The sequence below is a fragment of the Tessaracoccus aquimaris genome (genome assembly GCF_001997345.1).
GTDB classification, from domain to species: domain Bacteria; phylum Actinomycetota; class Actinomycetes; order Propionibacteriales; family Propionibacteriaceae; genus Arachnia; species Arachnia aquimaris.
The window spans coordinates 2,129,331-2,143,464 of the sequence record NZ_CP019606.1 but is presented as its reverse complement, the minus strand read 5'-3'; the positions used below and the strand labels follow the sequence as shown (position 1 = coordinate 2,143,464).

Here is a 14,134-nt window from a genome sequence, read left to right as displayed (position 1 = left end):
GGTCAGCGTCCGCCGACCGCGCCCTTGCCGCTACCGCGGGCACGCAGCCACAGCACCACGCCGACGATGACGGCGAGCGCCGCGACGCCGCCGATGATCCAGCCCCATGGGGCCGATCCGGTCGGCTCAGCGGGCGCCGGGGTCTGGCTCGCCTCGGCCGTGGGCTGCGCCGTCGGGCTGGGGCTTGCCGCCGCGCCGGTGAGCACCAGGTCGACGGCGGTGGTGCCCGCCGGGGGAGCGACCTCGGTGCCACCCTGGACGATCTTCAACTGCGGAGGCGTGCACTCCTTGTTGTCGGTGGCGTAGCACCACGCCTCGATGGTCCCGCCGACCGGCTTGGCGTCGGCCGGGCCGACCTGCGAGTAGGCGTATTCCTTGCCGGGGGCGCCCTGGTAGTAGGCCCAGTAGGCGCCCGCGAAGGTCTTGGGGCACTCGGCGGGGTGGCCGCCAAGGGTGCAGATCATGTTCATGTCGCCGAGCACGACGGGGACCTTTGCGTTGGCGATGGCCTCGTCACCGGTGGCGGGGTTGCCGACGCACTCGTTGGCGATCACCTCGTCGGTCTCGGTGGTGATGAGCAGCCAGACCTTGTCGGCGGAGAGGCAGGCCCCCACCTCGTTGTCGGCGCCGTCGGCGTGGGCCGGGGCCGGGAGCGCCGCCATCAGCGCCATGAAGGTCAACGCGAGCAGCGCCGTCAGGCGTGCCAGGACGCCGCGACGGGCGGTCGTGCGGGTGGATTCTGTGAGAGACATGGGCCTCTTACCCTTTCTGCCTCGGGACTGCTAGAGCCAGGCCGAGGAAGATGGCCCGGACCCATCCGTAGTCCGCGACGGATGCAAATTACCTGTGGTCTGTCAGGGTGAGTTCCCGGCTTCGGCGATGCCGTCACGGTTGCGGGTCAGCGCCGGAATCACACCGGCTTCCTCTCACTGACGCGGTCACTCTAACACTGCTGAAGGGGTCCGCGACCCGCCTGAGCGGGTGCCTCGTCAAGGCCCTAGCCGATAGGCTCGGCGCCATGATGATCGACCTCAACGCGGACGTCGGAGAGTCGTTCGGGCGGTGGCGGCTCGGCGACGACGAGGCCATGCTCGACGTCGTCAGCAGCGCCAACGTGGCATGCGGTTTTCACGCCGGGGACCCGCTGACGCTCACCGCCACGTGTCGCCTTGCAGCGGAGCGGGGCGTGGTCGTGGGTGCCCAGGTCAGCTACCGCGACCTCGCGGGCTTCGGGCGCCGGTTCATGGACGTGGCGCCCGCGGAACTGACGGCGGACGTGGTCTACCAGATCGGTGCCCTGGAGGGGATCTGCCGCCGCTTCGGCACCCGGGTCGGCTACGTCAAGCCCCACGGGGCCCTCTACAACGCCGTCGTGCACCACGACGCCCAGGCCGCCGCCGTCGTCGATGCCGTTCTCGCCTACGACAGGCGGCTTCCGGTCGTCGGGCTCCCCGGGTCGGCCCTGCTGCGGCGCGCCGCGGAGGCGGGCCTGCGCACCGTCGCGGAGGGTTTCGCCGACCGCGGCTACCGGGCGGACGGCACGCTGGTGCCGCGCTCCGAGCCCGGCGCGCTGGTCACCGACCCGGGCGAGGTCGCCGAGCGGGTGCTGACGATGGTGACGCAGCGCCGCGTGGTCGCCGTCGACGGGACGCGGGTCCAGATGCGCGTCGAGTCGGTCTGCCTGCACGGCGACACCGAGGGCGCGGCAGAACTGGCCCGCGCGGTGCGCGACCGCCTCACCGCGGCAGGCGTGACGATCGCGCCGTTCGTAGCCCTCCCCACCGAGCAGGGGCAGACCCCAGGGGAACGCCCGTCGTCCCCTGAGACGGTCGACGGGTGAGACTTCTGGCCTGTGGCGAGCGCGCCCTGCTCGTCGAGTTCGCCTCGCTCGATGAGGTGCTGGCCGCCGAGCCGGTGCTGCGAGCCGCCGCCGCTGCCACGCGGGGACCGTGGGCGTCGGTCACCGACGTCATCCCCGCCGCGCGCACCGTGCTGGTCGTGGGTGCGCCGGCCGCCGAGGGCGGGCCGGCGGTGGCGGCCCTGCTGTCGGGTCCACGCGTCGCCGCGGCCAGCGGCACGCCGCGCGAGGTCGTGATCCCGGTGCGCTACGACGGCCCCGACCTCGCGGCGGTCGCGGACGAGACCGGGCTGACGGTGGCCGAGGTCGTCAGGGCTCACGTCGAGACGCCGTGGCAGGTCGCCTTCGGGGGGTTCGCGCCCGGCTTCAGTTACCTGGTCGGCGGCGACCCGAGGCTGCGCGTCCCTCGGCTCGCCTCGCCGAGGACGCGCGTCCCGGCGGGCTCCGTCGGGCTGGCCGACGAGTTCTCCGGCATCTACCCGACGTCGTCGCCCGGCGGATGGCGGCTGCTCGGGACGACCGACGTCACGCTGTTCGACCCCGGTGCCTCCCCGCCCGCGCTCCTGACGCCCGGCACCACCGTCCGCTTCGAGGCGGTCCCGGCGGGTCGCACCTCCACACCCGCCAGAGGCGCAGAGCGGGCCGCCACGCCTCCGACCGCGACCGTGGCGCACGCGACGAAGGCACTGATCGTCGAGAGCGCGCTGCTGCCGGTCACGGCCCAGGACGAGGGGCGGACGGGGCTGGGCGCCGTCGGCGTCGGGGCCTCCGGGGCGGCGGACCTCGGGTCCTACCGGCTGGGGGAGCGGTTGGTCGGCAACCCCCCTGGCGGCGCCGCGCTCGAGATCACGCTTGGGCAGGTCGTGGTGCGGGCGGTCGGCGACCACACGGTCGCGATGACCGGGGCGCCCTGCCGTGCAGAGGTCGACGGGCGTCCCGTCTCGCCCGGCGTCGCGTTCGCGCTGCGTGACGGCGAGCGGTTGACGCTCGGCCCCCCGGCGGTGGGGCTGCGGTCCTACCTGTCGGTGCGCGGCGGGGTCGCTGTGGAGGAGGTGCTCGGGTCCCGATCGACCGACACGCTCGGCGGGCTCGGCCCGGCGCCGCTGACCGCTGGGACGGAGGTCCCGGTCGGTGAGGCTCGCGCCGGCTGGTTGGCTGCCGTCGACTGGACGCCGGTCAGCGCTGAGACCTCCGATGTCGTCGAGTTGCGCTACCTGCAGGGGCCGAGGGCGGAGTGGGTCGAGGGGCTGGACGGCTCGACGTGGGTCGTGGGCGGCGCCGTCGACCGGGTCGGGGCGCGCCTGACGGGCGAGCCGTTGCGCCGCGCGCCCGGCGAACTGCCCAGCGAGCCCGTGGTGCGTGGCGCCATCCAGGTGCCGCCGTCGGGTGAACCGGTGCTGTTCCTCGCCGATCATCCAGTCACCGGTGGCTACCCCGTCGTCGGGGTGCTCACGCCGCAGGCAGCAGACAGCGCCGCCCAGTTGGTGCCCGGGCGGCGCTGTCGGTTGGTGCGGGAGGCTAGACCACGCTCTGGCGGTTGACGTCAGAGGAGACCCCGACGCCCGCCGCCGCCAACTTCTCCGCGAGGTCGCCGCGGGCCGCGGCCCCGCCCTCGACGATGTAGGCCGTCTCGGCAGGGGTGATGACGGTGACGGGGATCATCCGCGCCGACACGCCCTCACCCAGGTCGACGCCCGCCGCGCGACCCGGCGCGTCGAGGCCGATGAGCACGCCGACGGTCCCGTTGGGCGTGACCATCTGTGCGGGGATGCCCTCAGGCGCGGGAAGCTCCATCGAGACCACGCCGTAGTTGTCGAGGTGGCCGGTGATGCCGCCGAGCTCGGCGACGTTGGCCGCGAAGTTCTGCAGCGCGTCCAGTTCCCAGCTCTCCTGGATGGCGGAGAAGTCCGCCCCCACGAGCCCGGGCGACTCCAGGTAGACCTCGCCGCCGAAGCCGTTCGCGGGGCCGGAGGCATCCCGGTCCGGGTCGGTCATGCCGTCGGAGGCGATGATCGTCGTCGAGTCGGTGCGCGTCACGCTGTAGGCCTGACGGGTTGTCGGCCACGGGGGAGCGCCCATGAACTCGGGGCTGACGAGGTAGGCGATGACGTCGGCGTCGAGTTTCCCGATGCCGTTCCAGTAGCCATTGCGCGCGTCAGCCCACTGTTCCCAGCGGGGATCGTCCTCGATCTCCTCGGGCGCCTGCGCCTCTTCCTTCTTACGCTTGAACCAAGCCATCCGTACCTCCCCTTGTCGATGTGGCTCGCAGCCTATGAGGGGTTCGGCTCACTTTCGGATGCCCCGAGGTAGCCAATGGGCAATCTTTGGTTGGCACTCGGCTTGATTGAGTGCTAATCAAGCGATAGCTTTGTGATTGGCACTCGACCACCTCGGGTGCTAACGGCCAGGCGGCACCCGCGACGACGCCCAGCCACCTAGACAGCACACTGAACCGGGCAACCGGAATCGAAGAGAGAAAGGTGTTTGACGTGGCAACCACGATCAAGCCGCTTGAGGACCGGATCCTCATTCAGCCCCTCGAGGCCGTTCAGACCACCGCCTCCGGCCTCGTCATCCCCGACACGGCCAAGGAGAAGCCCCAGGAGGGCAAGGTCATCGCGACCGGCCCCGGCCGCATCGACGACAAGGGCAACCGCATCCCCCTCGACGTTGCCGAGGGCGACGTCGTCATCTTCTCGAAGTACGGCGGCACCGAGGTCAAGTACGACGGCCAGGAGTACCTCCTGCTGAACGCCCGCGACATCCTCGCCGTCGTCAGCAAGTAAGGAACCGATTCATGGTTAAGACTCTCGCTTTCGACGAGGACGCCCGCCGCGCGCTTGAGCGCGGTGTCGACGCCCTCGCCAACACCGTCAAGGTGACGCTCGGCCCCAAGGGTCGCTACGTCGTCCTGGACCAGAAGTGGGGCGCGCCGACCATCACCAACGACGGCGTGACCGTCGCCAAGGAGGTCGAGCTCGAGGATCCGTACGAGGATCTCGGAGCCCAGCTGGCCAAGGAGGTCGCCACCAAGACCAACGACGTCGCAGGTGACGGCACCACCACCGCAACGGTCCTGGCTCAGGCCATGGTCCACACCGGTCTGCGCGCGGTCGCCTCGGGCGCCAACCCCGTCGGCCTCAAGCGCGGCATCGACAAGGCCGTTGAGGCCGTCGTCAACCGCTTGGCCGAGAACTCCCGCCCCGTCGACACGACCGCCGACATGGCGTCGGTCGCCACCATCTCCTCGCGTGACGAGCAGATCGGCGAGCTGATCGCCGAGGCGTTCGACAAGGTCGGCAAGGACGGCGTCATCACCGTCGACGAGTCGAACACCTTCGGAACCGAACTCGAGTTCACCGAGGGCATGCAGTTCGACAAGGGCTACCTGAGCCCGTACTTCGTCACCGACGCCGACCGCATGGAGGCGATCCTCGACGATCCGTACATCCTCATCAACAGCGGCAAGATCTCGTCGATGAACGAGCTGCTCCCGCTGCTTGAGAAGGTCATCGCCGCCAAGGGCACGCTGTTCATCGTGGCCGAGGACGTCGACGGCGAGGCTCTGTCGACGCTCGTGGTCAACAAGATCCGCGGCACGTTCACCTCGGTCGCCGTCAAGGCCCCCGCGTTCGGTGACCGTCGCAAGGCCATGCTCGAGGACATCGCGATCCTCACCGGCGGCCAGGTCGTCGCTCCCGAGGTCGGCCTCAAGCTCGACCAGGTCGGCCTCGAGGTGCTCGGCCGCGCTCGCCGCGTCGTCGTCACCAAGGACAACACCACCATCGTCGACGGCGCTGGTGAGTCCGATGAGGTCAAGGGGCGCGTCGCTCAGCTTCGCGCCGAAATCGATCGCACCGATTCCGACTGGGATCGCGAGAAGCTCCAGGAGCGGGTCGCGAAGCTGGCCGGCGGCGTGTGCGTCATCAAGGTCGGCGCCGCCACCGAGGTGGAGCTGAAGGAGAAGAAGCACCGCATCGAGGACGCCGTATCCGCGACGCGCGCCGCGATCGAGGAGGGCATCGTCGGGGGTGGCGGTTCCGCGCTCATCCACGCCGGCGCCGCCCTCAAGGACGACCTCGGCCTCACGGGTGACGAGGCGGCCGGCGTCCAGGTGGTCGCCAAGTCGCTTGTCGAGCCGCTGCGCTGGATCGCCGAGAATGGCGGCCAGGCTGGCTACGTCATCACGACGAAGGTCGCCGAGATGGAGGTCGGTCACGGCTACAACGCCAAGATCGACGAGTACCAGAACCTCATCGAGAACGGCGTCATCGACCCCGTCAAGGTGACCCGTTCGGCGCTCGCCAACGCGGCCTCGATCGCCTCGCTGCTGCTCACCACCGAGACCCTCGTGGTGGACAAGCGCGAGAGCGACGACGACAAGTGATCGTCTGATCTCTGCAGGGAAGCCCCGGGCCGTTACGGTCCGGGGCTTTCTTTGTGCTTGGGGCGGGATGCTCGTTGAGCAGTAGTCGGGGTTCGATCGGCCCGGGAGGGTTCGGGCTCGGCGGGTCGCGCGTCGACCAGTGAATGCTGCTCAAGGCTCGCCCAGCCCGCCAGCGCGAGCCTCCCTGGCGTGCAGGCGACCGAGGGGCTCGGGGCGGGTTGGTGGTTGAGCAGTAGTCGGGGTTCGATCGGCCCGCGACGGTTCGGGGTCGGCGTGTCGCGCGTCGACCAGTGAATGCTGCTCAACGCTCGCCCAGCCCGCCAGCGCGAGCCTCCCGCCTGCAGGCGACCGAGGGGCTTGGGGCGGGTTGGTGGTTGAGCAGAAGTCGGGGTTCGATCGGCCCGCGAGGGTTCGGGCTCGGCGTGTCGCGCGTCGACCAGTGAATGCTGCTCAAGGCTCACCCAACCGCCGGCGCGCGAGTCTCCCGCTCAACGGGGGACATGGCGAGCTGGTCGGCCCGGTTTCGTCGGAGGCGACGATTAGGGTCCGAGCCATGAAGGACGTGGATTACGTGGCAGACCTGGACGACGCGCAGCGCGAGGCGGTGGAGCATGACGCCGGGCCGCTCGTGGTCGCCGCCGGCGCCGGGACGGGCAAGACGCGCACCCTGACGGCGAGGGTCGCGCGGCTGATCGACTCGGGCGTGGCGCCCGAGCGGATCCTGCTGCTCACCTTCACCCGCCGGGCCGCCGCCGCGATGACCAGCCGGGCAGCAGCCCTGTGTTCCGATCCATCGGTCACCCAGCGGATGTGGAGCGGCACCTTCCATGCCGTCGCGCACCGGCTCGTCGCGGAGCACACCCAGCACCTCGGCCTGGAGGACGTCACGGTGCTCGACCCGGGCGACGTCACCGATCTCATCGACCTGCTCCGCGAGGAGCACGGCCTCACGGGCACCTCGAACCGGCTGCCCACCTCCCAGTCGCTCGCCGACATCTACTCGCGCGCCGTCAACACGGGCGTGCCTACCCGTACCGTGATGAGCGACCAGTTCCCGTGGTGCCTCGACCACGCCGACGCCATCAATGCGCTGCTCAAGTCGTACGTCGAGCGCAAGCGCGCCCGCGGCCTGCTCGACTTCGACGACCTGCTGCTCAACCTGCGGGCGCTGCTCGCCGACCCTTCCGTCGGTGACAGGCTCCGCGCGCGCTGGGACTGGGTGCTCGTCGACGAGTACCAGGACGTCAACCAGATCCAGGTCGACATCGTCCGCCTGCTCCGCCCCGACGGGGTCGGCCTGACGGTGGTCGGCGACGACGCGCAGGCCGTCTACGGCTTCCGCGGCGCCACCGCCGAGCACCTGCTGCGGCTCCACGACGACCTGCCCGGATCGACCCTGGTGCGGCTGGAGCGCAACTTCCGTTCCAGCCAACAGATCCTCGACCTGGCCAACGTGGTCCGGCCGGGCGACCTCCGCCTCGACCTGATCGCCGACCGCGGCGCGAGCGGCCCGAAGCCGGTCCACGTGCAGTGCGCCAACTCCGATGACGAGGCGCGCGAGGTCGCCGAGGCGGTGCTCGCCGCCCACCAGGAGGGCATGGACCTGCGCGACCAGGCCGTGCTGTTTCGCACCGGCACCCACAGCAACCAACTCGAGATCGAACTGCGGGTGCGCAACATCCCCTTCCACAAGTACGGCGGCATCGGCTACCTCGAGACGGCCCACGTGCGCGACCTGATCGCCGCCTTCCGCGTCAGCCTCAACCCCTCCGACGAGATCTCGTGGTACCGGCTCCTGACGCGGCACCGCGCGATCGGGAAGGTGTCCTCCCGGACGCTCGCGGCCCGGCTCGTCGAGGGTGCGAGCCCCGACGAGGTCGTGGCCGAGGCCCCGGCCAAGGCGCGCACCGCGCTGGCGACCACGCTCGAGTTCATCGGGGCCGCGAGCCAGACCCGGGTGCCGGCACTGATGGTCGAGGCCTGCCACGCCGCGGTCGAACCGCTGCTTCGCCAGCACTACGTCGACTGGGGGCGACGTGCCGCCGACGTCGAGGGCGTCGCGCAGGCGGCGGCGCGGCAGCGCGACCTGCGCTCCTTCATCGCGGAGGCGACCATCGACCCGACCTCGGTCGCGGGGGACTGGGCGAAGAAGCCGCACCTGGACGAGGACTTCCTCGTGCTGTCGACCATCCACTCCGCCAAGGGCCTCGAGTGGCGCAACGTCCACCTGCTGCGCGCCTCCGACGGGGCACTTCCCTCCGACATGGCGCTCACGTCGAAGGAGGGCCTGGAGGAGGAGCAGCGGCTGTTCTACGTCGCGGCGACGCGCGCCCGCGATTCGTTGCGCATCTACTCGCCCCTGCGGCTCCCGGTGCACCCCACGAGCATGAGCTCGCGGCACGTGCTCGCCAAGCCGAGCCGATTCCTGACGGAGCAGGCGGTCGCCGTGATGGACCAGGTCAGCTCGGCAGGCCTGCTGGCCGCGCCCGTCGTCTCTCCAGCGGGCGTGACGCGTCCTGCGGCCTCGCCGGTGACGGTCCCGAGCCTTGACGCGCTGTTCGGCTAGTCGTCGGCGCTGGGCCAAGTCTCTGGCCGATGGCCCCGTCGAGTCGGATCTGGTTGAGCCGGCCGCGGCGACGCAGTCGCCTGCTGCTGCGCCGAAACTCCTGCTGATAGTTGGGGACCTGTCTCCAGTTTGCCCTTGAGCGCGAGGGGGTTTCGACCGATGAAGGTCGCTTCGCGCCGTTCATGGCTCAACCAGCGGCGGGGCCAGCCGCGTCGGATCGCTGGTTGAGCCAGCCGCGGCGACGCAGTCGCCTGCTGCTGCGTCGAAACCCCTGCTGATAGTCGGGGACGTGTCCCCGGTTTCGCCCTTTGAGCGCGAGGGGGTGCACGGACCGTCCCCAGTCCGACTTTGAGCGCGAGGGGGTTTCGACCGATGAGGGTCGCTTCGCGCCGTTCATGGCTCCAACCAGCAGCGGAGCCGGCCGCGTCGGATCGCTGGTTGAGCCAGCCGCGGCGACGCAGTCGCCTGCTGCTGCGTCGAAACCCCCGCTGGTAGTCGGGGACGTGTCCCCGGTTTCGCCCTTTGAGCGCGAGGGGGTGCACGGACCGTCCCCAGTCCGACTTTGAGCGCGAGGGGGTTTCGACCGATGAGGGTCGCTTCGCGCCGTTCATGGCTCCAACCAGCAGGCCGCCTCACACCGTCGACGCTGAGGCGTCACACGGCGACGTGATCGGCGTAGACCAGGCGTCCGATCAGGCGCTCCAGGCCGTCGGTCGAGTCCGCGTCGAGCAGTTCCTGCTCCTCGACGACGACGCGCCAGGTCGACTCGGGACCGCCGGGGCGGCGCAGGTCGATGGGCGTCGCGTCAGGGATCCGGATGGTGCCCGCCCAGGTCGCCTCCTGCGTGCGTCCCTCGTCCACGTGCACCGGCACCAGAGCCGCCGAGGCGACCGCCGACCAGTCCAGGTCGCCCGTGCCGTCGGGCCGGTGTTCCAGCCGGGCGAGCATCGTGCGGGACCGCAGCAGTCGGGCCGCTGCGGCCGCCTCCTCGCCGGTCGGCGCGTCGGGGCCGATCAGGCCGCCCGGCAGTTCCCGGACATCGTCGCCGGGCCGCAGCCTGGCCGTCACTCCAGAGACGGTGACCTGCACGCTGGCCGCGTCCGGGCGACTGACGCTCAGCCGCCGTTCCGGCAACGGCTGGGTCCAGCCCGTCACCGCGACCCCCGACACCTCGCAGCCGGGCAGCGAGTTGGGCTGCCAGCGCACGACCGCCAGGCGTAGGAACGGCGAGGCGACCGGCGCGTTCTGCAGCGCGATGTCGACGAACCACCGGCGCGTCTCCGGGTCGAACTCCGGCTCGTAGCCGATCACCCGGACGGTGGGGGAGCCGTGCACGTCCCGCAGGACAAGTTCGGGCGAGGCCGCCACCGGCAGCCCGGCGCCGCGCGGCCACCCGTCGGCGCTGCCGCCGATCACGGGTGGCTTGATGCCGAGCGGGCCGGCCCACAGCGCGGACAGGGTATCGAGGAGCACATGCTCCCTGCCGAGCAGCGGCGGCACCGTCGCCCCGGAGGTGCTGCCCCCGCGCTGCTGGATCGGGTCGACGGCCCACAGGCTGGTCGCCTCGTCTGGCGGTTCGGGCACGTTCGGCCCGCTCACCCACCCGCCGCCTTGGCGCACCGCGTGGGTCGGGTCGAAGACGACCACCCCGAGCAGTTCCCCGTCGCCCGAGGAGAACCAGGGCCGGTCCAGCCAGACCCGCACCCCCGAACCCCTGGTGCGCAGCCAGCCGAACGGCGTCGCCGGCTCCGCCTCGGCCTCCCAGCGCAGCAGCGGAACCGAGTCCAGCACCGTCGGGGCCGCGGGCCGTGCCGATGAGGGGATGTCGAGGGTGACCGGCTCGCCGGTCTCGGGCTCGGTGGGCAGTTCCTCCGGCGCGAAGTACTCGGCGTACCTGGTGCTGCCGCCCGGGTGGTAGGTCACGACGCGGCGGTGCGTGTCGGGGAAGTTCTGGATCGCGCGGTGGAGGGCCAGCCCGGCGCCGCTCGGGTCGCTCCAGTCGATCAGGTGCAGCACGCCGGTGCGCTCGTTCTCGGGGACGCCGGAGCGCACGACGATGTCGGAGCGGGTCACCGTCTCCGGTGCCGGCTGCGTCGGGTCGTCGACGCGCTCGGTCCAGTCCGCCCGGACCACGAGTTGGTCGGTGCTCGGGCCGTGCACCTCGACGACCCCGGCGAGCGCGACCACGCCCCGGTCCTTCGGACGGGCCAGGATCCGCAGGTCCCGGAACTGTGGCACCCGCGCGGGGGCGGGGATCGCGTGCACCAGACGCAGCGGGGTTCCCGGCGTGAGCCACCACAGCCAGCCCGAGGTGGCGGCGCGTTGCAGGCGCACCAGCGTCGTCAGTTCGTCGGTGGTGTACCCGTCGGAGTCGTCGACGCTTCCCGCGAGGATCGAGCGCCACAGCCCGAACAGCTTCAAGGCGTCCTGGGGGAGCGTCGACGCCAGGGTCGCCCGGAACTGCTCCCCGGGCGGCAGGGTGACCCGCACCGCGGTGCCGTCGGCCCGCGCGTCGAACGCGTCGCCGCGCTCCAGCACCAGCCGCAGCGGTTCGCGGCTCGGCCAGACGCCGGGATAGGGCAGCCGGAGGACCTGCAGCGCGTTGGGGTCGTCGAGGAGGTGTTCCTCGCCCGCCCGGTAGAAGACCAGCGAGGCGCCGTCGGCGAACGGCTCGGGCAAGTAGGGAAGGGTCAGTTGGTCGACGTCGTGGACGACGTACTGGCCCTCGGCGAGTGGCCTGCCGCGGTCGGCGGCGAGGTCGTCGAGACTCGGCTGGGCCGGGTCGGCTCCCGGCCTGCTCGCGAGCCGCATCTGGGGCTGCTGGGTGAGCACGTTCGGGTCTGTGAGGCTAGGCCGATGGGAGTCGAGCAGCGTGCCCCGCTCGGCGAGGGCGACCGCGAACAGGCGACGGATCTCGGCCGCATCTCCCGTGCCGATGGCCGCGTCGAACAGACCGACGGTCTCCGCCTCGAACTGCGTCGCCTTCGGAGGCGCCAGGTGACGCTCCGACCGGTCGCGCTCGCCAGGGCCGGAGCGCACCACGAGGACGGCCAACTGCTCGCCCGGATCCAGTTCGGAGCGCGCCACCACCACGGGTGAGCCGACGGGCTCCCAGCGCAGATAGGGCCTCGGCAGCGTCACCGTGACGGCCGGGTCAGGCGGAGCGCCCGGGGGCTCCGGTTCGACCACGGGCGGGTCGTCCACCGGGTGACGGCCGGGAAGCTTGCGCTTGAGCTTCCTGCCCAGTTTGTCCAGTTGCGGTCGCACCCGGATCGGCCGGTCGCCGGGCACCTGGGGCAGCACGATCGCCCTCTCGTGGACGGAGGCCACCGGCCCGACGGCGCGGAACAGGGCGCCTGTGACGGCGTCGATGTCGCGGTCGCCGGTGCCGAGGGCGCGCTCCAGGTCGTCGAGGTCGACGCCTTCCGCCGCCCGTGCGGGGCGCGACCTGCGTAGCTTGTCGGCGACGCCGCCGCGGTCGAGCCGCTCGAACTGGTCGCGGAGCCGCTTCAGGTGTCCGGGGAGCTGTTCGGGTGGGAGGGGCTCGACCACCGGGGTCGGCTCGACGATGGGGTAGGAGTTGCCTGCCAGGTCGACGGCCAGCACGCGGAAGCTGTAGGAGGTGCCGTAGCGCAGCCGGGGCAGTGACCCTGGCTCGACGCGGCTGACGGTGCGGGCACCGTCGAGCGGCGCGTCGCTTGGGGTCCCGACCATCCGCTCGGTCGCCTCGCCGGGTTCCGGGTCGGTGACCCGCTCGGCGATCAGGCCCGGGCGCGGCGCGGACAGGGACCAGCCGTCCCATCCGGCGATCACCTCGTGCAGGTACAGGTCGTCGCTGCCGTCGCGGCGGTTGAGGCCCGAGGCCTGCAGGAAGCCGACGTCGGGGGCGTCGGTCAGCACGGCTGAGCCGTCGGGCGCGGTCACGTCGACGCGGCGGCGGTGCAGGCTGTGCCAGGCGTTGGTCGCGTCGTCCCAGACCTCGACGCGGTAGCCGCGCACCACGTCGTCGAGCAGCAGCGCCCGCCCGTCGGTCGGCAGGGCCTCGGCGGCCTGCAGGCGTTGGCGGGCGACGTCGGCGCGGTTGCTGCGCGCGATGGCGAACCCGGTCGAGCGGATCGTGGCGGGCGCCGCCGTCGCGGGGTCGCCGTTGAGTTCCGAGGCCAGTTGGCGAGGAAGGTCGCGCAGGTACTGCTCAAGCTTGAGGCCGCCCGCGTCGGGGTCGGTGTCGAGCAACACCCAGTCGGGCTCGCCGAGCGGAAGCGCGCCGCGGGTCCAGGCCGCACTCGACGCGGCGCGGAACGCGTCCCCGTCCACCTCCACCTTGGTCGGTCGGGCGGGGGTGACCTCGACGTCGTCGGGCATCCCCTCGAGGGCGACGCTGATCTCGGTCGCCTCGGTGAGCGCGAGCGACGCAGCCTCGTCGGCGAGCGTCACGTCGACGACCAGACCGAGGGTGCGCAGCAGCGCGGGGGTCGAACCGAAGGAGGCGACGCGCGCGTGGAAGTCGTGTTGGGGTGGCTCGGGACGCGACCCGGCAGCGGGCGCCGCGGGGCCGGGCTCGTAGTAGCGGCCCATCGCGTGCGCGTCGGCGAGCAGTCGGAGTTCGGGCTGGCCCGTCAGGTCCTGGCCGAGCAGCGCGTCGAGGGCGGCCGAGACGCGGCGGTCCGCGTCAAGGTCACCGAGCAGGCCATCCAACGCGGACTCGGGGGCCAGCGGCTGAACACCGTGAGGCTCCTCGTGGCCACGCTCCCGGCCGATCGTGACGCCGTCGAGCGGGCCGATGGTGGCCAGCGCGTCCGCGACGCGTCGCGCCAGCAGCGACTCGTCCCCGCGTCGCCTGGCTCGGCGCAGCAGCCCCGCGACGGGGCCGTTGGGGTCGAGCCCGGCGATGGCGTCGATGACGGCCTCGGCCAGTGGGGTGCCCCACACCCTCGGCCGGAGCCCCGGGGAGGCGTTGATGGCCGCGAGCGTGACGTCGACGGCGTGCTCGCTCATCCGGCTCGCCGGGTTGCTGCGGATCGTGGCGGCGGCGAGTTGGGGCGCCGGGAACGGCGCGACCGGGACGCTGCCGGGCAGCAGCGACCGCCAGGCCGAGGGCTCGGGAGCGGAGACGACGTGCAGCGTGGACGAGTATCCGCCGATCGCCAGCGTGAGCCGCGCCCCGGCGAGCACGTCGACCCAGTTCAGCGCAGATGGGTAGTCGGCAAGCGTCGTCCCGTCTCCGGTGAGCTTGTGGGTGAAGAAGACGCTGAGCTGGAACGGGGCGTCCTTGGCGAGGGAGTACGGCAGCGCCGTCGCCATGACTGTTGTTGGCATGGTGTCC

The 14,134-nt window shown here is 71.8% G+C and carries 8 protein-coding genes and 1 riboswitch; of the genes, 5 read left to right on the top strand and 3 right to left on the bottom strand.

Annotation, left to right across the window (positions count from 1 at the left end; all coding sequences use genetic code 11):
• Positions 1 to 2: 2 nt before the first annotated feature.
• The gene (locus BW730_RS10010; RefSeq protein WP_077686118.1) at positions 3 to 752 is read right to left on the bottom strand and encodes a hypothetical protein; all 750 of its coding nucleotides are present in this window, start codon (positions 750 to 752) and stop codon (positions 3 to 5) included.
• Between the two features lie 89 nt (positions 753 to 841).
• Positions 842 to 961, bottom strand: a riboswitch (cobalamin riboswitch).
• Between the two features lie 57 nt (positions 962 to 1,018).
• On the opposite strand from BW730_RS10010, the gene BW730_RS10005 reads away from it, so the two are divergent.
• Both BW730_RS10005 and BW730_RS10000 read left to right on the top strand, forming a co-directional pair.
• Positions 1,019 to 1,840 carry a LamB/YcsF family protein gene (locus tag BW730_RS10005; RefSeq protein ID WP_077687607.1) on the top strand — a complete coding sequence of 274 codons (822 nt, stop codon included), beginning with the start codon at positions 1,019 to 1,021 and terminating at the stop codon, positions 1,838 to 1,840.
• Positions 1,837 to 3,399 (top strand): 5-oxoprolinase subunit B/C family protein, encoded by a 1,563-nt coding sequence (locus BW730_RS10000; protein ID WP_077686117.1) that lies wholly within the window; start codon positions 1,837 to 1,839, stop codon positions 3,397 to 3,399. Before BW730_RS10005 ends, BW730_RS10000 begins: the two co-directional genes overlap by 4 nt.
• Here the strand turns inward: BW730_RS10000 and BW730_RS09995 are convergent.
• A complete protein-coding gene (locus BW730_RS09995; protein ID WP_077686116.1) occupies positions 3,377 to 4,096 on the bottom strand; it encodes a hypothetical protein in 720 nt (239 codons plus the stop codon). The genes BW730_RS10000 and BW730_RS09995 overlap by 23 nt on opposite strands.
• 251 nt (positions 4,097 to 4,347) lie before the next feature.
• Here BW730_RS09995 and groES point away from each other — a divergent pair, with 251 nt between their 5' ends.
• From groES to BW730_RS09980, 3 genes are all read left to right on the top strand, one after another.
• Positions 4,348 to 4,644, top strand: a complete 297-nt coding sequence (groES, locus tag BW730_RS09990; RefSeq protein WP_077686115.1) for a co-chaperone GroES — start codon at positions 4,348 to 4,350, stop codon at positions 4,642 to 4,644.
• Positions 4,645 to 4,655: 11 nt separating this feature from the next.
• Positions 4,656 to 6,245 carry a chaperonin GroEL gene (gene groL / locus BW730_RS09985; RefSeq protein WP_077686114.1) on the top strand — a complete coding sequence of 530 codons (1,590 nt, stop codon included), beginning with the start codon at positions 4,656 to 4,658 and terminating at the stop codon, positions 6,243 to 6,245.
• A gap of 553 nt (positions 6,246 to 6,798) precedes the next feature.
• Positions 6,799 to 8,811 (top strand): ATP-dependent helicase, encoded by a 2,013-nt coding sequence (locus BW730_RS09980; protein WP_077686113.1) that lies wholly within the window; start codon positions 6,799 to 6,801, stop codon positions 8,809 to 8,811.
• A 654-nt stretch (positions 8,812 to 9,465) separates the two neighbouring features.
• Here the strand turns inward: BW730_RS09980 and BW730_RS09975 are convergent.
• A complete protein-coding gene (locus BW730_RS09975) occupies positions 9,466 to 14,127 on the bottom strand; it encodes a hypothetical protein (protein ID WP_145952802.1) in 4,662 nt (1,553 codons plus the stop codon).
• Between the last annotated feature and the right edge of the window lie 7 nt (positions 14,128 to 14,134).

Excerpts from the sequence above, each read along its gene's own strand:
- BW730_RS10010 (WP_077686118.1), bottom strand. The coding sequence starts at position 752 with ATGTCTCTCACAGAATCCACCCGCACGACCGCCCGTCGCGGCGTCCTG.
- BW730_RS10005 (WP_077687607.1), top strand. The coding sequence starts at position 1,019 with ATGATGATCGACCTCAACGCGGACGTCGGAGAGTCGTTCGGGCGGTGG.
- BW730_RS09995 (WP_077686116.1), bottom strand. The coding sequence starts at position 4,096 with ATGGCTTGGTTCAAGCGTAAGAAGGAAGAGGCGCAGGCGCCCGAGGAG.
- groL (WP_077686114.1), top strand. The coding sequence starts at position 4,656 with ATGGTTAAGACTCTCGCTTTCGACGAGGACGCCCGCCGCGCGCTTGAG.
- BW730_RS09980 (WP_077686113.1), top strand. The coding sequence starts at position 6,799 with ATGAAGGACGTGGATTACGTGGCAGACCTGGACGACGCGCAGCGCGAG.
- BW730_RS09975 (WP_145952802.1), bottom strand. The coding sequence starts at position 14,127 with ATGCCAACAACAGTCATGGCGACGGCGCTGCCGTACTCCCTCGCCAAG.